General features: G+C 43.3%; 21 protein-coding genes. 6 read left to right on the forward strand and 15 right to left on the reverse strand.

The genetic code is table 11. From position 1 onward, the window contains the following. The first annotated feature begins 44 nt into the window (after nucleotides 1-44). From GLO7428_RS22970 to GLO7428_RS22980, 3 genes are all read left to right on the forward strand, one after another. On the forward strand, nucleotides 45-569 hold the full coding sequence (locus tag GLO7428_RS22970) for a universal stress protein (protein ID WP_015190983.1): 525 nt from the start codon (nucleotides 45-47) through the stop codon (nucleotides 567-569). Nucleotides 570-820: 251 nt separating this feature from the next. Next, nucleotides 821-1,312 carry a DUF3122 domain-containing protein gene (locus tag GLO7428_RS22975; RefSeq protein WP_196797418.1) on the forward strand — a complete coding sequence of 164 codons (492 nt, stop codon included), beginning with the start codon at nucleotides 821-823 and terminating at the stop codon, nucleotides 1,310-1,312. A gap of 47 nt (nucleotides 1,313-1,359) precedes the next feature. Continuing rightward, nucleotides 1,360-2,679, forward strand: a complete 1,320-nt coding sequence (locus tag GLO7428_RS22980) for a polymer-forming cytoskeletal protein (RefSeq protein WP_015190985.1) — start codon at nucleotides 1,360-1,362, stop codon at nucleotides 2,677-2,679. 1 nt (nucleotide 2,680) lies between these two features. Here GLO7428_RS22980 and GLO7428_RS26265 read toward each other — a convergent pair whose 3' ends face one another. From GLO7428_RS26265 to GLO7428_RS23015, 7 genes are all read right to left on the reverse strand, one after another. Beyond that, the gene (locus tag GLO7428_RS26265) at nucleotides 2,681-5,803 is read right to left on the reverse strand and encodes a DUF4132 domain-containing protein (RefSeq protein WP_015190986.1); all 3,123 of its coding nucleotides are present in this window, start codon (nucleotides 5,801-5,803) and stop codon (nucleotides 2,681-2,683) included. A gap of 250 nt (nucleotides 5,804-6,053) precedes the next feature. Then, nucleotides 6,054-6,494: a hypothetical protein gene (locus GLO7428_RS26270; protein WP_015190987.1), complete on the reverse strand. Its 441-nt coding sequence runs from the start codon at nucleotides 6,492-6,494 to the stop codon at nucleotides 6,054-6,056. Nucleotides 6,495-6,600: 106 nt separating this feature from the next. Then, nucleotides 6,601-7,272, reverse strand: a complete 672-nt coding sequence (gene nblB, locus GLO7428_RS22995) for a phycobilisome degradation protein NblB (protein ID WP_015190988.1) — start codon at nucleotides 7,270-7,272, stop codon at nucleotides 6,601-6,603. A gap of 126 nt (nucleotides 7,273-7,398) precedes the next feature. After that, entirely contained in the window at nucleotides 7,399-7,860 is a 462-nt protein-coding gene (locus GLO7428_RS23000; RefSeq protein WP_015190989.1) for a CBS domain-containing protein, read from the reverse strand. 212 nt (nucleotides 7,861-8,072) lie between these two features. After that, nucleotides 8,073-9,107 carry a M42 family metallopeptidase gene (locus GLO7428_RS23005; RefSeq protein ID WP_015190990.1) on the reverse strand — a complete coding sequence of 345 codons (1,035 nt, stop codon included), beginning with the start codon at nucleotides 9,105-9,107 and terminating at the stop codon, nucleotides 8,073-8,075. A gap of 53 nt (nucleotides 9,108-9,160) precedes the next feature. Next, entirely contained in the window at nucleotides 9,161-10,873 is a 1,713-nt protein-coding gene (locus GLO7428_RS23010; RefSeq protein WP_015190991.1) for an ATP-binding protein, read from the reverse strand. A gap of 173 nt (nucleotides 10,874-11,046) precedes the next feature. Beyond that, nucleotides 11,047-11,274, reverse strand: coding sequence for a hypothetical protein (locus GLO7428_RS23015; protein WP_015190992.1), 228 nt, complete (start codon nucleotides 11,272-11,274; stop codon nucleotides 11,047-11,049). A 361-nt stretch (nucleotides 11,275-11,635) separates the two neighbouring features. On the opposite strand from GLO7428_RS23015, the gene lepA reads away from it, so the two are divergent. Together lepA and GLO7428_RS23025 are read left to right on the forward strand one after the other, a co-directional pair. Then, entirely contained in the window at nucleotides 11,636-13,447 is a 1,812-nt protein-coding gene (lepA, locus tag GLO7428_RS23020) for a translation elongation factor 4 (RefSeq protein ID WP_015190993.1), read from the forward strand. Nucleotides 13,448-13,632: 185 nt separating this feature from the next. Beyond that, complete coding sequence (locus GLO7428_RS23025) at nucleotides 13,633-14,313, forward strand: Uma2 family endonuclease (RefSeq protein ID WP_015190994.1); 681 nt, start codon at nucleotides 13,633-13,635, stop codon at nucleotides 14,311-14,313. A 110-nt stretch (nucleotides 14,314-14,423) separates the two neighbouring features. On the opposite strand, the gene GLO7428_RS23030 is transcribed toward GLO7428_RS23025, so the two are convergent. The 8 genes from GLO7428_RS23030 to GLO7428_RS23065 all read right to left on the reverse strand — a co-directional run bounded on the left by GLO7428_RS23030 (nucleotide 14,424) and on the right by GLO7428_RS23065 (nucleotide 25,322). Next, the gene (locus GLO7428_RS23030; protein WP_015190995.1) at nucleotides 14,424-16,241 is read right to left on the reverse strand and encodes an ABC transporter ATP-binding protein; all 1,818 of its coding nucleotides are present in this window, start codon (nucleotides 16,239-16,241) and stop codon (nucleotides 14,424-14,426) included. Between the two features lie 199 nt (nucleotides 16,242-16,440). Beyond that, on the reverse strand, nucleotides 16,441-17,457 hold the full coding sequence (locus GLO7428_RS23035; protein WP_015190996.1) for a sucrase ferredoxin: 1,017 nt from the start codon (nucleotides 17,455-17,457) through the stop codon (nucleotides 16,441-16,443). A gap of 65 nt (nucleotides 17,458-17,522) precedes the next feature. Then, nucleotides 17,523-18,362 carry an ABC transporter substrate-binding protein gene (locus GLO7428_RS23040; protein ID WP_231295521.1) on the reverse strand — a complete coding sequence of 280 codons (840 nt, stop codon included), beginning with the start codon at nucleotides 18,360-18,362 and terminating at the stop codon, nucleotides 17,523-17,525. A gap of 189 nt (nucleotides 18,363-18,551) precedes the next feature. Continuing rightward, a complete protein-coding gene (locus tag GLO7428_RS23045; RefSeq protein ID WP_015190998.1) occupies nucleotides 18,552-21,116 on the reverse strand; it encodes a TonB-dependent receptor in 2,565 nt (854 codons plus the stop codon). 167 nt (nucleotides 21,117-21,283) lie between these two features. Further along, complete coding sequence (locus GLO7428_RS23050) at nucleotides 21,284-21,853, reverse strand: Uma2 family endonuclease (protein WP_015190999.1); 570 nt, start codon at nucleotides 21,851-21,853, stop codon at nucleotides 21,284-21,286. 45 nt (nucleotides 21,854-21,898) lie between these two features. Continuing rightward, the gene (locus GLO7428_RS23055) at nucleotides 21,899-22,900 is read right to left on the reverse strand and encodes an AraC family transcriptional regulator (protein ID WP_015191000.1); all 1,002 of its coding nucleotides are present in this window, start codon (nucleotides 22,898-22,900) and stop codon (nucleotides 21,899-21,901) included. 168 nt (nucleotides 22,901-23,068) lie between these two features. Next, nucleotides 23,069-24,847: an ABC transporter ATP-binding protein gene (locus GLO7428_RS23060; protein ID WP_015191001.1), complete on the reverse strand. Its 1,779-nt coding sequence runs from the start codon at nucleotides 24,845-24,847 to the stop codon at nucleotides 23,069-23,071. A 58-nt stretch (nucleotides 24,848-24,905) separates the two neighbouring features. Next, on the reverse strand, nucleotides 24,906-25,322 hold the full coding sequence (locus GLO7428_RS23065; RefSeq protein ID WP_015191002.1) for a hypothetical protein: 417 nt from the start codon (nucleotides 25,320-25,322) through the stop codon (nucleotides 24,906-24,908). A 422-nt stretch (nucleotides 25,323-25,744) separates the two neighbouring features. On the opposite strand from GLO7428_RS23065, the gene GLO7428_RS29185 reads away from it, so the two are divergent. Next, entirely contained in the window at nucleotides 25,745-25,984 is a 240-nt protein-coding gene (locus GLO7428_RS29185; RefSeq protein WP_041918741.1) for an NAD-binding protein, read from the forward strand. The last annotated feature ends 11 nt before the right edge of the window (nucleotides 25,985-25,995 follow it).

Here is a 25,995-nt window from a genome sequence, read left to right on the forward strand (position 1 = left end):
AATTACCCATTACCCATTACCAAATTTCATTGAGGAACGTTTCTATGTATACCAGAATTCTCGTTGCACTTGATCGTTCTCCTATGAGTGAACAAGTTTTTCAGCAAGCTATTGATGTAGCTAAAGCAACAAATGCAAATATTATGTTATTGCACGTTCTTTCTCCCGACGAAGAGGGAAGTCCTGACATTTCTTTGATGCGAGAAGAATACTATCCTGGCTTAAGCAGTGAAATCGCTGAGTTGCATCGTCAGCAATGGCGCGAGTTTGAAACGCAAGGAATTGAAATGTTACGCGATCGCAGCGAACAAGCTACAAAAGCAGGTGTGAAAGCTGAATTTGAGCAAGTTTTTGGTACTCCTAGTCGCGTGATTTGTGACTATGCACGTAAGTGGAAAGCCGATTTAATTATCTTAGGGCGGCGCGGTCATTCTGGTATTAAAGAGTTGTTTCTTGGTAGTGTGAGTAATTATGTCCTTCACCATGCGCCAGCCTCGGTTTTGACGATTCAATCTAGTGGTAAGGATACTCAGGTTAGCCAAAAGCAACAAGCTGAAGTATTATCGTAACTTTCAAAACTGCTGCTAGTTTCTTACTAGCGCAGTTGTTTTTTTAACTACATAGACGTAGTCTTCCCGAAGGGTAGGACACAAAAAACACAAGGAAAATAAGAGAGCAATTTCATATTGTTTCAATATCACTAACATAATCTGTTACTAATTCAATTACCTATTACCTGTTACCCAAGTTAGGAATAAAGGAGAAAATGATGCGTTTCAGAAGAAAGCGAAGGTCGGTATACCGATTTATTTTAAAAACTTTGTTTTGGCTATTATTACTAGGAATTTGGACAACGATTATATTTCTAGGTACAGGAACTTTTCTATCACAACCAGTACTTGCAGTGGTTAATCAAATTGAAGCGCCAGGAGAAATACTTTATCGTTCGCAGCAGCGATTACAAGATTCTTCCGGAAATTATTGGCAGGTCATTTTATTTAAGCAAGTTCAAATTGGACAACCTCCTTTAGTTAATTTAAGACTTGTTGGATTTCCAGGAGTTGCTGAGTTAATTCATCCACAACCACTGCGAATAACAACGCCTACGGGTGAAATTTTAACGGCAAATGATGTGTTTTTAGTCGAAGCACCAGCACCAACTATTGGTCAATATGATGTCAGAAATATTTTGCCTAACTTACCTGTAGAATCACTGCAACTCATTTTACCTTTAGCTGGCGATCGCTTTATCAATATTTCTGTGCCGCGATTTGTTGTACAAGAATGGCAGGAAGTTGCTGCTAAAGCATAAATAATGATTGTTTTGGTGCATCAGCAAAAACACCGGAGAAATTGATTATGATGCATAAAAGATGGCGTACTGTCGGCATAGGATTTCTCTGCACCTTACTATTGTTACTCGTCTTCTTTGCTACGCCAGTTTGGTCATTGGTCAGTCGTAGTGGAGATCAAGTCATTATCGGTGCAGATGAAGTGATTGCCGACGACCTGTATGTTGCTGGTCGGACAATTACAATTAATGGCATTGTCAACGGCGATCTTGTTGCTGCTGGTCGTTTAATTACAATCAATGGTACAGTCCAAGGCGATCTTATAGCTGCTGGTCAAGCAGTTGTCATAAACGGTACTGTAAACGACGATCTCCGAGTCGTTAGTCAAGTTACACAGTTGAGTTCCAATGCCCGCATCGGGGATGATGTTGTTGCTGCTGGTTGGAGTTTTGAAAGTGTTGCTGGTAGTACAGTAGCAAGCGATTTAGCTTTTGCCGGATGGCAAGCACTGTTAGCAGGGAGTGTTGGGCGAAATGTCATCGGCAGTATGGCAGCATTAGAACTGCGTAGTAGCGTTGGTAGTAATGTTAATGTTGCAATGGGTGCTGAAGGCGACGCACCTGAAGCTTATCCGCCGTTTTTCCCTCAACCACTCGTTCCAGTTCCTCAATTACGCGCGGGTTTAACGGTAGCAGATTCGGCGCAAATCGGTGGCAATTTAACTTACAGATCTCCTGATGTTGTAAACATTAGTCAGCAAGCACAAATCGCTGGTGGTGTCTTACGTGAAGAGTTACCAGAAGTCGAAACAGCTGCACCAGATCCGGTAGCAACAATTGCTCAACAGTTACAGTACTTTATTGCTTTGGTGTTGGTAGGATGGCTATTGTTTAAGTTTGTACCAAATTGGCTGCAAAGCTTAGCGGCGATCGCATCTTCTAAACCACTACCGAGTTTAGGATGGGGTATTGTGATGTTTCTGGCGGTTGGAGTTATCGCAATTGCGATCGCTTTTGTGACGTTTGTTCTCACAGCTTTATCCGCAATTACTTTACCTGTTCTTATCTTCCCAATCTTGGGTTTGGGAATACTCGCTAATCTGGCGCTGATTGTTGCGTTCTTCGTATTTGCAACGTTTGTCCCGCAAGTTGTTATCAGTTTACTTGGTGGACGTTGGTTAATGCAAAAACGACAACCAAGCACATCATCAAAGCGTTTTGTTTCCCTCGTGGTAGGTTTATTAGTATTTGCACTTTTGACTGCAATTCCGGTAGTAGGCGGATTACTGCATCTCATTACTATCTTTCTTGGCTTGGGCGCGTTGTGGATCTGGACACGCAACAAACGCGATCGCACATCAACCGAGCGTCAATTAACAGCAGTATAGATTACAATCTCATCTGAATCTGATGCACGATACTTTTATCTTTGATTTTGTCATCATTCGCTAATAGTAGAATCTTACTAACTACCTCACTGATCTTTGAATTGCCACTATCGGTAAAAGGCAAGAAGATTCTCTGTTGTTTTCCCCAGCGATCTGGAACAACGCAAAGATGATGTCCTGGTTCGATGTGAATTGCTGCACTAGCAAGATGTACTTGATAGCAAGCGAGTTTTCCTTGTACCTGCGCAAAATGTCCTGCAACAGTCACATTTGCTAAACCCAAATCAGCAACTAGCCTCTGAATTAAATCACCGCGTTGTTGATAAGTTTCTGGAGATAAACGCACTTCTTTCTCGCGTTGGGCTACTGAAACGACTAAATCAGCATCACGCATCACTTCAGAGAATACGATTGGCGGGATATCAATTAACGGTAACGCTGTTCCATCAATAAATTGATTGGCTTGAAAATAAATGCGATCGCTTGTAATCTCCGCGAATGCGGATAAATAATAACTAACATCTTGAAACTCAAAATAGGCGACCAAATCTAATTCTGGAAAAACTTTAAACGGTATAGGATACTCGCCATAACCAAGCTGCCAACCGCGCGATTGCAATAACCTTACAACAACCCGCGATTCTAGTTTATGTCCTGCAAAGCGATATGAATAATTATAAGTTTCTTGTTCCGCAGGGGTGAGCAAGTAAAGTTCGCGAAACACTTGTTTAAAAGGTTGTACAAGCCGTTGATGAACAATTTCTTGTTGCCATGCTGCTAGTTCGCCTTTGTGAAAAAGATGATACGGATGAGCGATATAAGTTTGATTTTGTAATGGTATCAATTTACCATCTAAGTTTTGTATTGCCAAGGCATCAGCTATAAACAAACCACAGCTTTGTTCTGTCAATAAAACAAGTTGATTCAAGATATCCCGTGCGATCGGGATTTGGCTCAAGACACTCAGTTCCTCGTAGCTTAATGACTGTCCTGTTGCCATTATTTCCTCAAAATGACGGCGAAAGCGAGTCATCTGATTGCGCAGTTGCTGCACCGTTGCTTTAATTTCCGTATAAGTTGGATTTTGGCGAACAACCCCAGGCACAGACTTAAGCAAGCGATCGCCTCGGTGTACAATAAGTTGCACGTCGGCTTGGCTCAAAGCAAGTGTGACTTGATATTCACCAACTGACCAATGACACGTTTCTGGCGCTATCTTTTGGTTGAAACGCGCCTCCATCATTGACTCTAAGCGTTGCACGTTAGGATAGCCTGCAACTTGTGCTAAATACGCTAAAGCGTGTTGCACTGCTGTCTGTTCATTCGCTTGTTTTTCTGCACCAAATTTCTTGCTTTCTTTGAGAAACTGCTGTAGAAATAAATAACGTTCTAGAACTTCTTCTTGTCCTCGTTCGAGGGGTAACAAGCCATAAGCTTTGACAGCGATTTGTTTGCGTTTAGCTAGTGACTGTTCAATTTCTGTACGATTCCAACCAGCGATCGCCTCGATTAAAAATACAGTATTCTTATCAAAAACTTTAGCTTCACGCCATAGCTTCCAAATTTCTTCCCTTAAATTCCCTGCTTGTACAAAAGCACTTCTCAGCGCAGCAACTATTTTCAAATCAAGTTCTACTTTAAATGTATCGGCAGTGTTTTGTTTAATAATTTTCAGCGTAGTTATGAGAGGTAATGCTTCATCCCAACCTAAAGCTACACACAATACATTCTGGCTATTTTGAGCAATAGGTAGTAAATATTTTAATGAGATAGAAGGTACTGTTTGCAACTGGGCAATCAGTGCTTGACGATCGCTAGGTGATTCTGGTTCAGTGTCGGTTGCTTGTGCCAAGTTAACCACAGCTTTAGTGATTCTATCTTGCCATTTAACTTTGTTCGTACTCCTAAAATACTTGTGCGCGTGAGAACACACAAGCTTACCAAGCTGGTAAAAACTATGTTGTCTAGCAGCTTCTAGTAAATAATAACTACCTTGGAATTTCTTAATTTGCGTCAGGATGTGGTAATTTTGTTTTGAAAGATTTTGTGCTGTTTCCCGTGCTAGTTTGTCACAATATTCTAAAATTATTCGACTAAATTCGTCACTAACTTGTGTGTGAAAAGGAGTGACAAATCCATCAGCCATTAATTCGCAAGCATCACGAAGAATTAGCGGTAAATGTTGCACAGCTTGACAAAATTCTGTATAGCTAAAACGTCTATGTTCGTATAAGCGATTCATCAAGCGTGGAAAGTAATAGCAAAGTCCTTTGTCTGATTGTGAGTAGAAACCGCGTCCATAAATTTGATATGCCCGAATCGACTTACAACTGTCAAAATCATATGGGTAAGCATACACATCAAATTGCGATCGCCATTGCTGTTGTTGAGATTGAGCATCCAAACCGTAACCAAGAATATTTTGAGGAATGTAGTACATTTTCCCAAAGTAATCAGAGGGATCAAATGGTCCAAAATCCCACTTTCCAAGCACAAGTTGTTCAACAAGATGTAAGTTTTGCAAAGAGGGTGGTAGTTCTAGTAGTAAGGTTAAACAACCTTCTAAAGTTGGTGTTAAATATAAATCAGGAACACAGCAAATACTCTGACGCTGTTTAATTTCGACTTCGTTGGTATAAAAGGGATTGGCTAGGATTTGTGTCAATCTATTTGCTAGGCGATCGCAGATATCAGGTGGAGTAAATTTAATCAAGCAAGCAGTTAAAATTTCTACAATAGCCTGATACTCCGGTACATTGAGTATGTAAGAACTCTGCCAAAGCATCGGATTGAAATACATATCAGCCGCCAAGCTACCTAGTTTATGTACTGGTATGCGTGTTGCTAATTGCTCTAAACTTCTTTGTACCAGTGTCTGCAAAGAATGCTCAAAATCTTGAGGTATGATCCAGCCAAAAATTGTATGCCCACCATTGGTACTGATTATTTCCTCTTTCAAGGTTGCCATTTCACCCGCAAGTAGCAACTCGTATATTCCCTGTTGCGTATAAAAACGTTGATAACTTTTAATTCTTTGCTCTATCTGCCATACATCTGCAAGTAAAGAGGAAATCTCTTGTTCAAATAAGGCAACTCTTTCTTGCAACAAGGTTGGTATTTCCATAATTTATATCTTTAACTGAATGCTATGAACTATGGCAGTCTCGTTGGGATCGTTAGGACATTGGAGGTACGAATAGCCATTACCCTCATTAATTTTCACCCCTGACCTCTGCTATATAAGCGCCTTCGACTGAAGTCGAGGCTACTTAAGCAAAGTTGACGAGCGCACACTAATATGAGAGTTTGATCGCTAAGTCTACAAAGGTGGACTTTGCTTGTTTAGCTGCAAATAAATCCGCTAAGCGTTCATGTTAACCACCTACCAGTGGCATTAACCGCAAGAATGTCACTTTTGTTTCTTGACTCAGCGTTATTTCTGCTTCTAAGTTTTCTACTTGCTGACCGTTGACTAAAATTATGTATGCCCCATTACTAAACGCTTGTAATGCCTTTTGTACTTCTATTTTGGTATCAATTTGAAGTGTATTATGTGGCCTTGAAGGAAAGCGTACGGCTCCTTGTCGTGCTTGCTCAGTAATTTCTGATGTGGTTAAATACTGACGCTCTAAAGCACGATGTACTTGCTGTGCGTCCATTTGATGTTGCATCTGTAACTCGCTAATCTGCGCTTCTACGCTGCGTTGAATCAGTTCAGCGACTGTGAAGTGTTGAGAATACAATAAGACTTCTGGCAACTGTGGTGCCTCTGGAAGCCCACCAAAAACTTGCGTGCGAACTGCGATCGCTGGCATAGTACACCTGCCTTTTGCTAAGGGTTAGAACAAGTGTACTACTAACTAAAAAAGCGATCGCACCATTTAAAGTAAATACAAGATATCTTTAAGCGAACCTAGTAATCTAACCTATCTGCTCTAAAGCCGTTTTAGCTTCCTGCGCTACAGCTTCTACTTCGTCATTTACCATCTCTTTTAATATCGACTGCGCTTGCGTTCCACCCAATTTTCCTAAAGCTTGAGCAGCACGGTAGCGTACTTGCCAATCTGCGTTGGAGACATAGGGGGCTAAAAGTTCTACGGCGCGTGCGTCTTCTAAGTCTCCTAACGAACTAATTGCCGCAGTTTTTACTAAGTCAATATCTGAATTGAGTGCTTCTTGAAGCAAGTCAAACGAACGCGGATCGCCTAATTCGCCTAATGTAGCAACAATACTAAACTTGATCAGCCACTCACTTGTGCTGTGATAGAGTTGCTCTAAATCAGTATATGCCTCAGTTAATTTTAAAGCACCGATGCAATCCGCAGCAGCGGCTTGGACGTCAGGTTCAGGGTCATTTTTGAGGCGATCACGCAACAAATCTAATGTCACTTGCAAATTTTGTCCGCCCAAAGTATCCATTTGGCTGACCGCCGAATAACGGACGCGTGCATTAGGATCTTGAACTGCGCTTTGTGCCAATTCAAAAGCCAGCGCGGTATCTTCGAGTTCCCGAATTTGGTTCACCGCCCGCAAGCGTTCTCCCAAATCTTCAGAACTAAGCATTTGTTTAACAGTTTCAGGTGCAACACTCATTATAATTATTCCAAATTTAGAGGGGTCAGAGGTCAGGCTTCAGGTGTAGAAGAGAATTATGAGTGGTTTTAACTCAAAACTAATCACTCATTAATAGCCACTCTAGTCACTCATCACTCATAATCCTTATTCATCTGCTGCCATTGCCCGCACGACATCGCCACGCGTGAGAATGCCAATGATTTTTCCTTCGGCATCAATAACAGGTAAGCGACGAACTTCGCGATCGTGCATTAACTTGGCAGCTTCTCTTAAAGACTTATCTGGCGAAACAGTAACTGGATCGCTACTCATCACTTCCCCGACAGTTTGCCCTAACGCTTTGTGCAAATCGCGCTCGTATTTGGCTGGATTTTGTAAATAAATCACACTATCGAGAATCATAATGTAAGCAGGCGGAGTAACACCCGTTTCCTGCCACATCAAGTCTGTTTCAGAGATAATGCCTACCAGTTTGCCATCATCGTCAATCACAGGCAAACCGCTGATGCGTTTCTCTGCCAGAATCTGAATAGCTTCGTTTAACGGTGTTTCTGGGCGCACGACAATTGGATCGCGGCTCATCACCTCGGCAACAGTCTTAGGCATTTAATTACAGCTATCTACAATTCAAGTCCTCTGGGATCATTGTATAAAATTCAGGGTCTTAACCTGCGAAGGTTCATGGTTTGTAACTAGGAGGAAGGAGTGGTTAGTGACTCGTGGCTAGTAATAAGTGATTAGTTTTGACTTAAACTCATAATTCTCTTCTACACCCGATCCCTGCGATGGTTTCTCTAGTTCGATTTATTCTGAATTACTCAATCGAAAGGAGTTTCGCAGAAGGCTTGAAGTAATTGAATGCAGTTGGCGATCGCACCCAAATGCGCAATTTCATAACCGTGGGTGTTTTGTGTGGGGAATGCTAAACACGCCGCACGCGGAACATGACCAAATTTCATAGCAATTGAAGCATCGCTACCAAAACCGCTCAATGTTGCGAGTTGTACTGGCATCTCTAGCTTTTGTGCCACTTGTCTTAGTTGCCCATTAAGTGTTTCATCGTAAATTCCGTATCCATCTTGAGATAGAATTACGGGTGCTTCTCCCGATTTGATTGGGTATTCTGGCGCGAGGGGACAAATTTCTAAGGCAATCAAAGCATCTAGATGCTGTCTTTGACTAAAATACAGCGCGCCGATCGCACCGACTTCTTCTTTTGCTGAAGCCACAAGATAAATATCGACAACGGGCTGTTTTACCTGTTCGGCTAATGCCAGCAAAATTGCGACAGAGGCTTTATTATCCAGTGTGTAACTCGCGATATGATCTTTTATGCGCACTGGGCGTTTGCGATGTTTGCCGATGACTACCCGCGTTCCTGGGCGAATTCCCACCGCATTGAGTTCTTCTGGCGTACACTTGGTTTCAATCCAAGCGTTTTCCCATTTGACTGGAGTATCTTCTTGCAATTCTTTTTGCGGTGATTCGTGCGATACATGACGCGAACCAAAACTCAAAATACCGCTTATCGTTTCGTTATCACCGAGTAAATCAACAACGCCTTCGCCATAAATCCAAGGATAAGAACCTCCTAGCCTGCGGACTTCGACTTGTCCCGCATCGCCTACTGTTTTGACAATTGCACCAATTTCGTCTTTGTGTGCGGTAATTGCGATCGCTCGACTCGCATCCTGTCCTGGAATTTTCGCAATAACGTTATCCGCGCGATCATGCCATACTTCTACTGACGCGGCAAATTTTTGTAGTAATAATTGATTAATCTCTGCTTCAGCACCACTCGGCGAATGATGCATCACCAATTCTTCAATCCGGTTAAATATTTCGTCGTACATGCGTAAGAGATTTGGGATGAATAATGACTAGCCTTTAGCCCCTAGCTCTTACATTACACGTCAAAATCTTCCGTTGGTATTGATACCATCACGGGTACTTGATAGAGTGGCACAGTAAATGTCACAGTTGAGCCGAGTCCTTCGCCCATACTGTAGAAGTTAACTGTACCGCCCATTGCTTCTACTAATTTTTGCGAAATTGTCAGTCCTAACCCTGTACCGCCGTATTGTCGTGTCCGCGATCCATCGACTTGACTAAAAGATTGAAAGAGTTTGTCTTGTTTATCGAGCGAAACACCAATTCCCGTATCCGCAACGCGGACTTTGACTAACCCTGGAAATTCCTGATTTTGGAAGGTAAACTTCTTGCGGACAACATCAGCATTAATTGTAATTCCGCCTTCATGAGTAAATTTCAGCGCGTTGCTGACTAAATTAAGCAGCACTTGCTTGAGTCTTTGATAGTTACCGTGCAGAATAATTTCATCGGAGGTATCTGGCATACAAATGTGAAAGCTCAAGTTTTTCTGTTCAGCTTGAGTGCGTGTAAATTCTTCTACAGCAACAAAAAGTTCATCAAGCTTGACAGGACCTAGTTCTAGTTCCATCTTGCCAGCTTCTATTTTGGCAATGTCTAAGATGTCATTGATGATATCGAGCAAATGAATTGCCGAAGAATATGCCTCTTGAATAAATTCTTGCTGCTCTTGGGGGTCGTCTGCCATGCCCTCCAAAATTAATTTTAAAAAGCCGATCATGCCGTTGAGTGGCGTGCGGATCTCGTGCGAAGTGTTTGCGAGAAACTCGCTTTTGAGTCGCGAAGCTTCTTCGGCTTGTTGGCGTGCGAGTTCGAGTTCTTTGTAAAGCGTTGCGTGGGCGATCGCCGTTCCAATTTGATCCGCAACTTCTCCTACCAGATCTGTTTCCGCGACACTCCAATGTTGCGGGCAGTCTCGATCGCGTTGAGTGCTATCGTAAACTAAACTAATTAAGCCATTTGGTTGGTCTTGATAACAAGTGGCGACGATGAGTTGTACCTGTTGAGTCGTTTTCTCAATAACGATCGGTTGTAATGTTGCGAGTGCTTGACAAAAGCTTGGCTCTTGGGCGATCGCAAATTCTAACCCGACCGTTGAAGGAATTGGCTCAGTCGTGTATTCTGCAACCGCGCGAAGATAACCTTGTTCTGGTAAATAAGAATAAATAATGCACTGCGTTGCGCCCAAGGCTTTACCTAAGCTATCAACTGCTTGCTGCCAAATAATATCTAAATCTAACGTCCGACGAATGTTGCGGGCGATTTGCGTCAACTGTTTTTTGAGCCTGGGGAATGTTTCTGTGGCGTGATTCGCGGTTTTTACTTGTCCTTCGTGCGATCGCCCCATGACTAAAACTGTATTCGTTTGAGCGCTAGCTGTTAATACTGGGACAAGAATAATATCTAAAAAAAACAATTTTTCTGCACAACGAAACAAACACTGAGATTGTTCAGGCATTGCGCTTTGTATGACTCTCTGAAGCTTTTCGCGATAATCCTTCTGGTTTACTGGGGTAAAAATTTCGTCAAGCGCCGTTCCAGTTATTTGCTCGTCGGTAATTCCATGTTCCTTTGCCTGTTGCCAATAAAAAGCTAAGTAGCAACCGTCTGCATTTTGTATAAAAGCTAACTCTGCACCTATAGTTGCTAGCGGATTAGATATCGTGTCGAGCAAGTCTAAGTTTTGCACAGAAAGTGACGGTTGAGAATAATTGGCGTTAACATTCATTACAGGCTGAGGTATACGAGTGGCGAGTAATGTAGCTAGATTAATAGTTGTTTCGAGTTTGACACAAATTTACAGAATTTAGGGAAATTTGATAGCTACGGTTAAAAAGATATTTGGCAAAAGACGTTAATCCGCTCTTGCCGTGTGCTGATTTGATTGTCTGTTATGCGGCATTAATCGTTCCATTCACCGCGTGGTGGTACGGGGGTACGTCTGAAAGTACGGCTAAGTTCGTCATCACGCTGAGTTTCACCCCGCAACCACTGTCGAATTGCCGCCTCGATTACTTTACTCGGATCGTTGGTTAAGTGTTGAATTTGTTCGACTAATTCTGAATCCAAGTGAACGGCAATTTCTACTTTGTCAGTTAAGCTTTCTGAGTCAATGGCATTTTCATTCATAAGCACTAAAAAAGACTTGGAAAGATGTTTACTAGCGATGGCTTTGCGAATTTCAATCAATCTAAATTTAGTTTTGTCAGATTTCGGAGAAGACACACCTGCTATTGTCTATTGTACGCCCCCAAACAAGCAATACTAAAAAGCAGATAGACAGATTCATGCTTAAGACAGATAGAAGCTATGCGTACTCAGAATAAATCTTGTACTGTGTAGCAATCGCTTAGCTTTAATTCCTACCTGACAGCTACTATATAAGGAGCGATCGCCGTTAACCAATAACAGCGCCTTAGCTCAAAAAAGTTTAAAATGCGTTAAAGATTCCTATTTCTTAACAATATCGCTTGCCGCTAGATCAAAAAATATGACTGACGTCCCCGCAGAGCGCATTCGTAATTTCTCTATTATTGCTCACATCGACCACGGGAAATCGACCCTTGCCGATCGCTTGCTACAAACCACTGGTACAGTAGAAGTTCGGCAAATGAAAGAGCAGTTTCTCGACAACATGGACTTGGAACGGGAGCGCGGCATTACAATTAAGTTGCAAGCGGCTCGGATGAACTATCAAGCTCAAGATGGTCAAGATTATGTCTTGAATCTAATTGATACTCCTGGACACGTTGACTTTTCTTACGAAGTGTCGCGGAGTTTAGCAGCGTGTGAAGGTGCATTGCTCGTAGTTGATGCTTCGCAAGGAGTCGAAGCACAAACCTTAGCCAATGTTTACCTAGCATTAGAACATAATCTAGAAATTATCCCTGTTTTAAATAAAATCGACTTACCAGGAGCCGAACCTAACCGAGTCGCGGGGGAAATTGAAGAAATTATCGGGCTTGATTGTAGTGGTGCGATTCTAGCTTCGGCGAAAGAAGGGATTGGGATTGATGAAATTTTAGAGGCGATTGTCCAGCGCGTCCCACCACCGCGAGATACCGTTAACGATCCTTTACGCGCGTTGATTTTTGATAGCTACTACGACAGTTACCGAGGCGTGATTGTCTATTTCCGCGTGATGGATGGTACGGTCAAAAAAGGCGATCGCATTCGCTTGATGGCGTCAGGAAAAGAATACGAAATTGACGAGTTGGGCGTTCTTTCTCCGAATCAAAAGCAAGTTGACGAACTTCATGCAGGCGAAGTAGGTTATCTCGCCGCCGCAATCAAAGCGGTAGCAGACGCACGGGTAGGCGACACGATTACCTTAGCAACAAAACCAGCCGCAGAACCCTTACCAGGTTACACCGAAGCTAAGCCAATGGTGTTTTGTGGAATGTTTCCCATCGACGCGGATCAGTTTGAAGATTTGCGCGATGCGTTGGACAAGTTAAAACTTAACGACGCGGCGTTGAATTTTGAACCGGAAACATCAAGTGCAATGGGTTTTGGCTTCCGTTGCGGCTTTTTGGGATTGCTGCACATGGAAATTGTGCAAGAACGTTTAGAACGCGAGTACGATCTCGATCTGATTATTACTGCCCCTTCTGTGGTTTACCGCGTCACAACGGTTAAGGGTGAGGTGCTGTATATTGATAATCCCAGTACGTTACCTGCACCCAACGAACGCGAAAAAATTGAAGAACCGTATGTTCAAGTTGACATGATTACGCCAGAAACGTATGTCGGGACTTTGATGGAGTTGTGTCAAAATCGGCGCGGTGTCTTTAAAGATATGAAGTACTTGACACAAGGGCGCACGACGCTAACGTATGAGTTACCACTTGCAGAAGTTGTCACCGACTTTTTCGATCAAATGAAGTCGCGATCGCGCGGTTATGCCAGCATGGAGTATCAACTGATCGGCTACCGCGAAAACCCATTAGTCAAACTTGATATCATGATTAACAGCGATCCTGTCGATTCACTAGCGATGATTGTGCATCGCGATAAAGCCTATAATGTGGGACGGGCAATGGCAGAAAAACTGAAAGAACTCATTCCCCGCCATCAATTTAAAGTTCCGATTCAGGCGGCGATCGGCAGTAAAGTTATTGCCAGCGAACACATCCCAGCTTTACGTAAAGATGTTTTAGCTAAGTGCTATGGTGGCGACATCAGCCGTAAGAAAAAGCTGCTGCAAAAGCAAGCAAAAGGGAAAAAGCGCATGAAAGCTGTCGGGACTGTCGATGTTCCACAAGAGGCATTTATGGCAGTACTACGCTTGGATCAGGCTTAGCAGAGGGAGAACTAGTTACAACTAATCACTAGCCACTTTTTTGGGAGCATCCCAAATAGCAGTATTATCAGTTCTGGGATTGCTCAAAGGCAGAAATGCGATCGCGATCGCTCGACAAGCCACTACCGCAATGCCGTAATTCCCGTGCTAGATTGAATTTGTTGCCCTGCTGGAGAACAGCCATCATGACAAGCGCAACCTCGCTAAATACTGAGATCGACTACCCCGATTCTGATGGCAAGCCGATGGCTGAAAGTGACTACCAACGTCCCTATGTGGCATATGGCACTGAAGTTCTGAACATCTTCTTTGCCGATCAGCCTCAGGTTTACGTCTCCGGCAACTTGCTAATTTACTATGAAGAGGGCAACCCTAAAGCCTGCGTTTCTCCAGATGTATTTGTTGTCCTGAATCGTCCCAAAGGCAAACGCTCATCCTATAAAGTTTGGCAGGAAAACAACCAATATCCCGATTTTATTTTGGAAATTACGTCTCGCTCTACGGTGAGTGAAGATCAGGGCATTAAGCGAGGACTCTACGCCTTCTGGGGTGTGTCCGAATACTTTCAATATGACCCCAGCGCCGATTATCTAGAGCCACCTCTCCAGGGCTACCAACTCATTGATGGAAATTATTTCCTGTTACCTGCAACAACCTTACCCAATGGCGGCTTGTCAATTACCAGTAAGGTTTTGGGTTTAGAACTCCATCTAGAACAAGGGGAACTTCGTTTTTACAATCCTGCGACAGGTGAAAAACTTCTGAGTCACGCAGAAGCAGAAGCCGCTAGACAAGCTGCACAAAGTAAAGCAGAACGGTTAGCCGCCAGGTTACGAGAACTGGGAATTGATCCCGATTTGGTATAACCCATACCCACGCTAGTAGAAGAGGCACTATGGTTGCTACGCCGCCAAAATCCTATCTTCAGCTGTAGTATATAGCATGGTTAGAAGTACAACTTACTCTCTATCCATAATTATTCAGGACTACCAACGTCAGACTTGATATCGTCAAATTTTCCCTCGGCTACAACTTTACCTGCTGCAAGCACAATAATATTGTCAGCACGGCGGAGGACAGCGTGACGGTGCGAAACTGCAAGACAAGTGGGTTGCCATACACATTCTGCTATTTTATCTTGATTGCTCGCAGCAAATAGACGCGACCAGACAAGTTGTTCAGTTTCTATATCCAGCGCACTAGAAAGATCGTCAAAGACGAGTAATTCTGGTTGATGGACAAACATCCGCGCTGCGGCTGCACGTTGTAGCTGTCCTCCAGAAAGACGCATTCCTTTGTTACCAATGACAGTTTCTAGTCCTTCTGGCATGGTGGCAAGGTCGCGGTCAAAAGCTGCTAGCGCGATCGCTTGTTCGATGTTTCCTTGTTGTAATCCCAGCGTAATATTTTCTTGAAGAGTCCCGCTAAATAGCTGCGGAACTTGTGGTGTATAAGCACTGCGAGGCGGTACAAAAAAATTAGCAGGGTTTGTAACTTCTTTTCCATTCCAATAAATTGCGCCAGCTTGTTTCGGTAATAACCCAAGTAGTACGCGTAGCAGTGTCGTTTTACCAGCACCAATACGACCAGTAATGACAGTAATGCTACCGCGTTGTAGAGTTAAGTTTATGTCAATAATTCCCCGATTTGTACCAGGGTAGAAATATGTTAAATTAACTGCCTTCAATTCATGAAGATAACTCCGCTCATCGCGGTAGGGTTGCACGATTAATGGTAGCTGAGGTTTTTGCCCCCAGAGGTTATCCAAATACAACGGTTGAGGTGCAACGAGATTCGTTGCATCAAGGACACCATCTTCTTGTACCAACGAACCCATGCGCTCAAAAGATACTTTAGTTTGTTTGGATAGAGCGAGAAAACCTCCCAAGGAACTGATAAATTCAGTAACAAATGATAAGTAGTAAACAAACAGCGCGAAGTCTCCCACACTGATTGCGATCGCATTTCTTGATAGCGCAATCATCAACAAAATTAACCCTGTACCGATACTGACAAGATTTTGTAAAATCGAATTTAGGATCGCGCTAAACACTTGATCCTGTACCATTAATCGCTGCCGTTGTTGATTGAGTTGCCGAAACCGCGTTAGTACAGGTTGTTCCGCACCAGCGACTTGAATAGCTTGTACCGAACTGAAGATTTCACCGATTAATCCTGTCACGTTTTGCGTTGCTTGGCGACTCGCACGACGATAGCGTTTAATGCGAGTTTCAGCGCGTTGAATGATAATTGCGATCGCCACCAAGGGCAGAAACACAAACAAAGTTAACCACACATTGACGCTGAAAAGGATCGCCAACGCAACTAGCGCAAATACGCCTTCGCCTAAAATTTCATTTGTACCAACGACGTTATCTTCAACTTGGTTCGCATCTTCGCGAAAATAACTTAAGATTTCTCCAGCAGATACCGTATCAACTTCACGCTCTGTACTTAAAGGTTGCGCGCCTGGACGTTGTAGCAACTGTGATAGGAGATTGTGGCGTAGCAGCGAACTCATTGTAAACCGATGCTGAGTTTTGGTCACGCGACCTGAAAAAATTGCCAAAATTCTCGCTAACCCTGTTGCTAATAATAAGGCAATAAGTGTTTGCGGAGATAAGTTGAGTTGTGACTTGTCGGTGAAAGTATCAAAAAATTCGCGGACAAGCAAGCCTGGAATCGCGGGTAATCCCATGATGAACAGCCACAGGAAGGTGTCTGCTAAATAAAGTCTTGGCGTATAAAGAATCATCCGCCAGAGAAGTTGCCAAATAGAAACAGAGTTTTTCATTCAGATAAGGACGAGGCAATCGCCATACTTCACATTTTTATGTTTGTGTTAGTGACAGGTCATTTTTGTGGCATTAGCGAACTGATACTTTTTACAGCTATAAAATGATATATTTTCTGCGCAAGCATTTATCTTGCCCAGTCAGTAATTTGGCAGTTAAGAAGAAGTCCCTAAGTAAGGAAAACAGATTTGATTCTCGTCAACTCATAATTTGTGACTTAACGACTTTATCTAAGCGAGTAACATGATACTGCTTCACTTCCCACAGCGGTTGGTCTTTTCCTGAAGTCCACATCGTTTTAACCGTGCCTTTCGCTTCAATTCGGGCTTCGTACGCACCAGAATGACCATCAACTGAGGTAAAATCGATGCGAACCTCTGCCCAGTCAGGATAGTCTTCGTCTGAAAGGTCGATTGCTAATGTTTTTCCGGTCTTAAGGTAGTTAATCCAGTCCCAGCCTTCTTGCATCCAGATCTCGCGTTCAGCAATTTGTTCAGCCCAACTTATTCCAGCCCAGCCAACATAGAAAGGACAAAGTTCAGCAACTGAACCATTACGCCGTACCAATAGCGGTAAAATTTCAGATTTCAGGCGTCCCCAGTAGCGTCCTTCTGGAAAGTCAACAAGCAGCGGCGCAAAGTTGTGTGGACCAAGATGACTACAGCGCCATACTCGCAATTGGTCACAATTAGCTGCATATTCAGAACGCAACTGGCGATAAAGCGGATAGCCAAACCGACCGCAGGCAAGATCGTAGCTGCCATGCGTACACAGCATCATGTCTCGAATGTGGCTGGTTTGTTGTCGATAAGCATCAAATTGAGATAATTCATCGGGTTGTTTCAAAAGTGCGATCGCCAATGACATCATCTCTTCATGGGGAATCAAAAATTCCCGTTTCTCAAATCTGGCAAATTTCCTAGTTGGGCGTTGATAATGCAATACGCGAGTTTGATTAGTGTTGGAGTCGTTGTAATCGGGTGCGATCGCCATCACTCGAGCACGGATACCCTGCGTCAAGAGCAGGGCTTTCGTCATTGCATGAATGACACCGAGCTGGGGATGCTCATAGATAAAATTTTCTGACCAGGGTTCTGGCATTTCAAAAAAGAGGAAATGATCGTAGTTCCCAGCAGAGCCGATCGGATCTTCCCCATTGGCTTTGGAAACCTCGGAACAATATCGGCATTTTCTTAAAATATCGACTTGTGTCATGGCTAGCTATTGGGTATTGAGCATTAGTAATCAATTGTTTGCTATTGGCTACTGGCTGTAAATTTTCATCTTTTGAGTTCTCTTTCTGCTTCAACAAGATACTTAAACAAATCATCGACAATCGCATTCGCTTCTAAAATGCTGTCTCCAATCCAATAGCTGGGCACTTTATAAACTCTCCCCTGCTGAACAGCATGAAGTTGTAACCAGAGTGGATCATTTTTTAGCTGTTTTAAGGTCGATTGAGTTTCTTGATTAATTGCTGCACTATTGCTATAAGACCAAATAAAAACAACATCTGCATCAATGTCTTGAATGCGCTCTCTTGAAACTATTGCGTTTCGATAGCGATCTTGTAAGGACGGATAGTTTAATCCTGCGTCTCGCAAAATAGTAGATGCAAATCCATCATTGGTATATAGCGCAAATCCTTCTGGATAAATTCGAGCGACTGAAACTTTGATCTGTTTCAGATTATCTCCCATCCGAGTTTTGAATTGCGTTACTCGAGCATCATAATCTGACATGATCTGCTCAGCTTTCTGGAGCTTTCCAAGCGCCTCAGCTTGTTTCATTAAGACACGTTTCCAATCTTCGTTGGTTTGGTATTCAGCTAATATAGTAGGCGCAATTTGCGTTAATTGTTCATAGATTGCGCGCTGATATGAACTCCCCAAAATCAAGTCCGGATTCAATGTAAGAATCTTTTCAAGATTGGGGCTTCCAGCAGAGAAAATATGCTCAATGCCTGAAACTTTATCTTTTAGATAGGATGAAACGTGCGGATCAATCCAACTGCCGACAGGCACAATACCTAACGCTAAAGCATTTCCCACACTATCTAATGCGATCACTCGCTGCGGCATCAATGGAACACAGGTTTCGCCCATTGAATGGTGAACCATTCGGCAGTTCGATGAAGTTGCTGATGAGGTTAGGGATGAGCGATCAGAAGATGACGGATGAATACAAGCTGAAATGAGGCAGACGATACAGATAGCGAGTATGAACAAGCTAAGAGGGAACCGTCTTGAACAATACTTAAGGAAAACATTGCAGCTTCTCCATCGTGATTGGCTCAACATCTTTAAATACTAAAACTCCACTGATATTGTTCCTAGAATCGTGAACGGTGAACCAGGATTAATCGCTGTTCTAAAGGCAGCAGATTCAATGTAATTGACATCAAATAGGTTTTTAACATTGATTGCCGCTCGCCAATTATTTCTTCGATAAAAAAGACTAGCATCTGTGCGGACATAACTAGGAACTTGAAACGAGTTATCAACATCACCCTGGCGTTCACCGACAAAGAATAGCCCTAGACCAAAGCCTAATCCCTGTAAATCACCGGACTGGATCTCGTAAGTACTCCATAGACTCGCTGCATTCTCTGGCACGCCAAATAACTGATTACCCTCGCGTGGGCTATTATCTCTAGTGATTTCAGCATCCGTATGGGCATAAGACGCAATCACATTCCAACCAGGAAGAATTTCTCCAATCACATCGAATTCTACTCCCTGGCTTCGTTGCTCTCCAATTGCAATACTAAAATCCGGATTATCTGGATCGGTTGCAGCTACATTACTCCGAGTTAAATGGTAGGCTGCCAAGTTAGTAATGAGTCTGCCATCAAACCACTCACCCCGCATACCAATTTCATATTGTGTCCCTCGCACAGGTTCAAGAATAGAGCCATCAACCGTTCTGCCAGAATTAGGCGCAAACGACTGGCTAAAGCTGGCATAGAGAGACAATGGCTCAATGGGTTGATAAACAATACCGATTCGTGGTGTAAATGCTTCATCTTGTTGCTGAGACTCACTCTCGCCAAAGCTGCCTCCCAGTTTAGTTCGTTGATCTACGATATCGAATCGACCACCTACGAGTAACTTCAAGTTATCAAGGAGCGTAACTTGATCTTGGAGATAGATTCCCAGTAGATCGATTTGTTCGTTGAATATTCCGGCTTCGGTTGGAAATTCGTCTTGTTGGGGACGAGCCGCAGTGCCATAGTTTGGATCAAAAATATTGATGCTGAGGGCATCTGTGCTAAATGCTTCAGAATCGTATGCCTGCCGTTCTAGATCAACTCCAAATAGCAACGTATGTCCAATTGAACCAGTAGAAAATTCACCGATAACATTGGTTTGCAGGGTATACCCATTGACGAAATATTCCTGATCTTCCCAAGTTCTAGTCAGAATACCTGTGCCTTCATCAAAACTGTTTGGTTCAGCCCTGCGATTTGGTTGATAAGCATCTGTAAACCGAAATGCATTCCGAATTGTCCAATCCTCGCTCAGCCGATGCTCTAGACGATAGCCGATAGAGAACTCTTCGTTTCTAGCGATATCATCTGGTTCCCCTAAAATCCGATCAAATGGAATATTCACAATATCATCACCGATAGCAAGTAGCCCTCGATCGAAAGGGCGCTCATCGTTGAGATACTCCAACTCCAGGATTAAATCTGTGCGATCGCCAATTCGCCATAAAATCACTGGAGCAACAAAAACACGCTCAATTTCCTGATCAAAGTCACGAAACCCATCGCCTCGCTCATATGCCAGGTTTAATCGATAAAGCAAGGTTCGATCTGTGTTCAACGGACCCGATAAATCAATTGTGGGGCGAACAAACCCAAAACTTCCCACTTGTAGCTCGGCTAAGTAAAACGGTTCTTCCAGAGGCTGTTCGGTAATGATGTTGATCAGTCCACCTGGTTCGATTGCACCGCCAAAGATCGCAGAAGCTGGACCTTTGAGAATTTCTATTCGATCAATATTGGCAGGATCTCGTACTCCGTTGAAGTTTGAGTTGAATCGAAATCCGTCTCGCAAGGTACTACCTAGTTGGAATCCCTGTTGAAACCCTCGAATAATAAACCGATCCTGGGTATTTGCAAATGTATTTCCTTCAACGACTCCGCTGACGTTACGAGTTGCTTCTTGCAGATTAGTCACTGCCTGATCCTCTAAAACTTGGCGCGGCACCACTTGAATAGATTGAGGAATGTCTCTGAGCGGTGTATCGGTTCTCGTTGCAGTTGTAGCATCGCTGGGGAAATAGCTATTTTGCGCTCCTGTCACCACGACTTGAATGGCATCTTCATCTTGTGCCACGTCTGTTTCAGTTCCTGGGGCTACACTCAGCAGCAAACGTTGCGCTTCCATCCTCACTTCTGTTGTCGGGGGTGCATTCGCCCCAGTAATTGCGACACGAACACGGTTATTCGGCAATCTGGTGACTGAAACCAACGCTATTCCCTCTGCTGGACTAGTTTGCTGGAACTCGTCACCCTCCGGTAACGCCAGAACCGCATTGGGAATCTCGACAATCAAGGTATTGTCTACGACAGAAGTTGATGGTTCAGACAATTGCCCGTCTGCGGTTTCTAAAATGACCTCAACACCCGCATCGGTTGCACTTAGCCGAATTCCGGTAATTGGCACAATTGTGGTTTGAGCGATTTGATCGCGCCATTCGTCTAACGTTGTTGCAGGTTGTTCAAATTCATTGAGTGCAAGAACTTCTTGAGATGACGTTGAGTCCTGATACTGGGTTTCTACCGCTTCACTTGCCCAGCTTGGAGAAACAATAAGGATTGAAAAGGCACTCGCGATCCAAATGAGTTGATACTGTTGACTTCGCATTGCTCCACACACCTTGAAGGAGTAAGAATACCTCTTCTTAGTTGATAATCTTTTGCAAACAAGATTACAGGATGTGGACAGGCAATGCGCGATCGCAAATTGTTCCAACAGGACTTTTTTTTATTTCAGCCGGACTTTTTATAGCATCGCTTCCAATCAAAGGTTTCTCAAGCAAAAAAGCGCGCGATCGCACAACAAAAATTAGGTAACAATGGCGAAGTGATTTCATCGCCAACCAATAGCGTCATCACCAACGTCAACTGCGCATTATCTCGGCGATAAACTTCTACCTGCTTTAAACGCCAATCGGCAATCCAATATTCCTGAACTCCCTGAATCGAATAAAGTTTTAGTTTTGCTTCTCTATCTCGACGTTCATTCGTGACTCCTGGTGACAGCACCTCCACAACTAACTCAGGTGCGCCTGTCAAATGACCTGCCTCATCAAGCAACACAGCAAGGCGATCGCTACTAATCCACACGACATCCGGAATTACACTATCTGTCTCAGTAAAAATGATTCCAGGTGTTGGCACTGCTTTACCTTGTTTAGTAGATTGTGACCATGTACGTAATTCTGCATGAATATTGCCTGCTGTATCCTGATGTCCCCAATGCGGTGCTCTCGTCACAAATAGTTCCCCATCGATGATTTCGTAGCGCTTCCACTCATCTGCTGCTAGCAGATCGACATCAGCGATCGTCCACCGCACTTGCCCAGTTGCTGTTTGAGTCATTGTGCTACTCCTGATGCTGTTATCATCTAGCTTTAGTATACGCAGTTACTGCTTTACTCCTCGTTGTAACGCTTTGGGATTCACACCAAATGTTTTCTTAAATGCTGCATTAAACGAACTCTGACTGGCGTAACCGACTAATCGCGCTGTTTCTTTAACATTCATCTGCCCTGCAATAAGTAACTGTTGTGCTTGCTGCATTCGGCGATCGTGCAAATAGCCAAAAACTGTTGTACCAAACACTTGACGAAAACCCTGCTTCAACTTGCGGTCATTCAAACCAACTTGCCGCGCTAATTCCAACAATGAAGGCGGTTGCCTTAAGTTACAGGTTAAAAGATCCTTTGCTCGATAAAGACAATCAATATCACTAGAAGAAAGACTACATATTTTCGGTGTTTTGTCAAGTTTAGATGCTTGGGTTAACCACAAAATGAGTAATTCTAATGCTTTACTTTCTAAATAATACTGACGCGTCCATCCCTGATAAGGGCAATTTAAGATCTGTTGTAGCGCTATATGCATTTCAGGGGTAGTTGTTTCCAGGCGATAGAAAGGTGGTAATTCTTGTTCTTCAGCGAGTAGTCTTAGTTCTTTGGGCAAGGTAGTAACGGAATCATGGCTCATTGTCCGCAGCGCTTCTGTTGTAATGCCCACTCGGATTTTAATAATGCGATCGCCCGCCGACCAATCTTCAGTTTCTCTGCCTTCAGGCATAAATTCTATGTGGTTTTTTCCAGGCACTTCAAAAATGTAGTCCGTTAATGCATGGTGAATCGTTCTCACCGTTCCCGAAACGACAAAGCTGATACAAAGACTATTTGGGTAAGTATAATAAGATTGGCTATCTAAAGTGACATCTTGCCACAGTTGATAATCGCAAATAATTAAGTACAATCCATTGCGTAGCGGAATATAGCGATCATTTCCCCTACCAAATTGCCCAGAAAATTTGCAGACTTGTTCAGAGAAATCGGATGGCGCGATCGCTGTTGTCTCTTCTTGCCACAATTCACCCCAATCTGCATCTGAAAGTATTAAACGCATCAAGCGATCTCCAACAAAATCAAGATAAGTCTTCAGCTAGCCAAAGAATTCTTATTATGATAAACGCTAATTATTTGCATTAACTCCTGATAATACGTCAGAAAAGAGCTAGTTTTATGAGTCCGCGTAAGTGGACTTAGTTTTTCAGCCGCGACTTTAGTCGCCAGGCTACACCAAAAAATCTGTAGTTCCTGCCTTTAATAATCGAGAAAAATGCGAATGCGGGTTATCGAGTAAACTTTGGCGATCGCCGTACTCTAGGATGCGTCCTCGATCCAAAATCAAGATTTGATCGGCGCGCTGTACCGTTTGTAAACGATGGGCAATGATAATTCCTGTACAGCGGTTGAGTAATCTATCGACAGCTTGTTCAATTAAGTGTTCGGTGATCGGATCGAGGCGAGAAGATGCTTCATCAAGAATGACTAAACCAGGGTTTTTGAGAAAAACGCGGGCAAAAGTAAGTAGTTGTGCTTGTCCTGCGGAGAGTCCACCGCTATTAGAATCTAGTTGAGTATCAAGCTCATCAGGAAGCGATCGCAGCCAAGTTCCAAGTCCTAATAGTTCTAGCGTCTGCCGAATTTGAGCGTCGGAAATTGTAGAATCAAAAAAGGTGAGATTATCACGCACACTCGCTTGGAAAAGTTGCACATCTTGCGTGACTAAACCAACACGTTGTCGTAGTGTTGTAAGTGGTGTTTGGGCGATCGCCACATCCCCCAAACGAATGCAACCTAATTGCGTATCGTAAAACCGTAATAACAGCCGCGCTAATGTGGTTTTACCGCTACCTGTGCGCCCTAACAAACCCAGAATTTGACCCGCAGGAAGGTAAAACGAGATGTCATGGAGTGTCCACTCTTGAGGCGTGAGGTAATTTGAAGGTGTTTGCTGTGCTAATTCGTAAGTAAACCAAACCTGTTCGCACCCTACCGATAGCGCGCCTTGGGGAAGAGGGCGATCGCCTCCTGCACTTAATCGCGACTGTACTTGCAAAAGTTCGCGGATGCGGTGAATACTCGCTTCGACTTGTTGCAATTCTTCAAGTTCTTCGCGAATGCGTTCGATTGGTTGATTGAGTAAGTTAGTGTAGTGAAAAATCAGGTAAGCACTGCCGATAGTGATTGCGTTTTGATTCCATAGATACGCACTTACTGCGAGGGCGATCGCATTTCCAATGGTGAATAAACCAACCGACGTAGACCAGAGGATCGTACTTGTAAAGCGAGCTTTTTGGTAGACTGGTAGCCAGCGCTGCAAAATTTGATGGAAACGCCGCATCACATAACTAACAGCACCATTAGCGCGAATATCTTCTCTTCCGACTAAGTGTTCTCCAATAAAGCCAAAGAATTCTGCACTAATTTGCAAATAAGTTGTCCAGGGTGCTACTGCAAAAGAATGTAAACTTAACAATATTGTCAAGGCAACGAGCGAAAATAGCGTTAAGCTTACGCCTGCTAACCAATTCTCGAAAAACAGTGCGACTAAAATACCTACTAAGAGGATGCCATTACCTAATGTATGAATTGCTAATTGCGAAAAGAAGCGCGACAAAACATTCACATCACCATCCACTCTTTCTAATAACTCACCCGATGTGCGTGATTTATAGAACGATAAATCTAATTGAATGCAGTGTTCTACAATATCTGCTCTAAGCGCGTTAGTCGCAGTCCAAGCAACGTTTTCGCCTAGATAAGTCGCAACAACTGATAATAACTGCGTTAAGAATGCAGCACCAATGAAAAGTAATGCAGCAATAAATAAAACTTGCCCAGATGCACCAGCAATTGAAGTATCAATAAAATAGCCTAGAATTTGCGGACTCAGAACTTGTAAGCCAATACTTGTCAGCAATGCAACCGCAAACAACGCAACGCGCCCTTGCTGCGGCTTTAAGTAGCCACCTAGTAGCTTGGCATACTGCTTAATAGGAACATTCATGTAAGTGTATATTAGTAGCTATTAGCTTTTGTCAAGCTAACTGTTTTATTACCATCGATTACCGAAATACATACTTTTCGGCAACTTTCCAGTAACGAGAAAAACGCTTAAGGTCGATATAGCCGTCGTAGTTTAAGAAGGGTTCGATAGCTAGCACTTCTAATGACATCGATTTTTCAATTTCATCACAAATCGCATCAAAGCGCGGGCTAGGGCTTTCGGCGGTGACAACAAGGTTAGCATTGTGTTCTTGCGCAAACGCCATCACTTCGGTAGCGACATCGCCGCGCCGGATGGTTACGGGTAATTCGAGTAAGCACTCGTAGATAAAAGTTAGGCGTTTGAGGCTTAATTGCCATTCTGCAATCAGGGCGTCATCCCAAACCCAAATCGCTGGTGCATTTGCGTAAGCTTTAAGCGCAGGATTGTATGGACTGAGACAATCACCGTGTACCCAAATAATCGGTTGATTCATTCAAATTCTGAAAGAGTATTTGTAGTAGCTAGAAAATTATGCCATTAGCTGCTATTGAATAGATGATGCTTAAAAACGTATTTTTTTGCTTTAGTAGACGAGAATTTCGCTACATTTACTTCAATCCTAATGAAAAGCTCGTTTAGGAATATTATTCTCGGCGCGATTACCTTCGGTAGTGCGCTTGCGCGATCGCATTTGTCTCCACCATTATCATTGCGGTGATGGGATATGTGCTAGCGGGCTGGAGTCTCTTAGATGCAGTGTATATGTCAGCTATCACCATTTTTGGTGTAGGCTATGGCGAAGTACGACCAATTACCTCACCAGCACACGAGTTTTTACAATTTTGGTCATTGTCGCAGGCTACACGTCGGTAGTGTTCATCGTCGGTGGTATTGTGCAGCTGGTGATTGATAGTAATGGCGATCGCCGACGCGAAAGCCGAAGCCAAAGGTTATTTTGTCAAACATGGCAATGCAGCAGATGAAACCATATTATACGCTGTTGGTATCCAACGCGCTAAAGCTTTAGCGACTGTACTTCCTGATGATGCAATTAATGTCTTTTCAAACACGAAATATTGCTTGAAATCGGCGATACAGTTATTGTTATGGTACATCGTGGCGATATCCCTCAATTTGCTAAGAATTACGTATTAAAACGCGATATT

Source organism: Gloeocapsa sp. PCC 7428 (assembly GCF_000317555.1).
Classification (GTDB): Bacteria; Cyanobacteriota; Cyanobacteriia; order Cyanobacteriales; family Chroococcidiopsidaceae; genus Chroogloeocystis.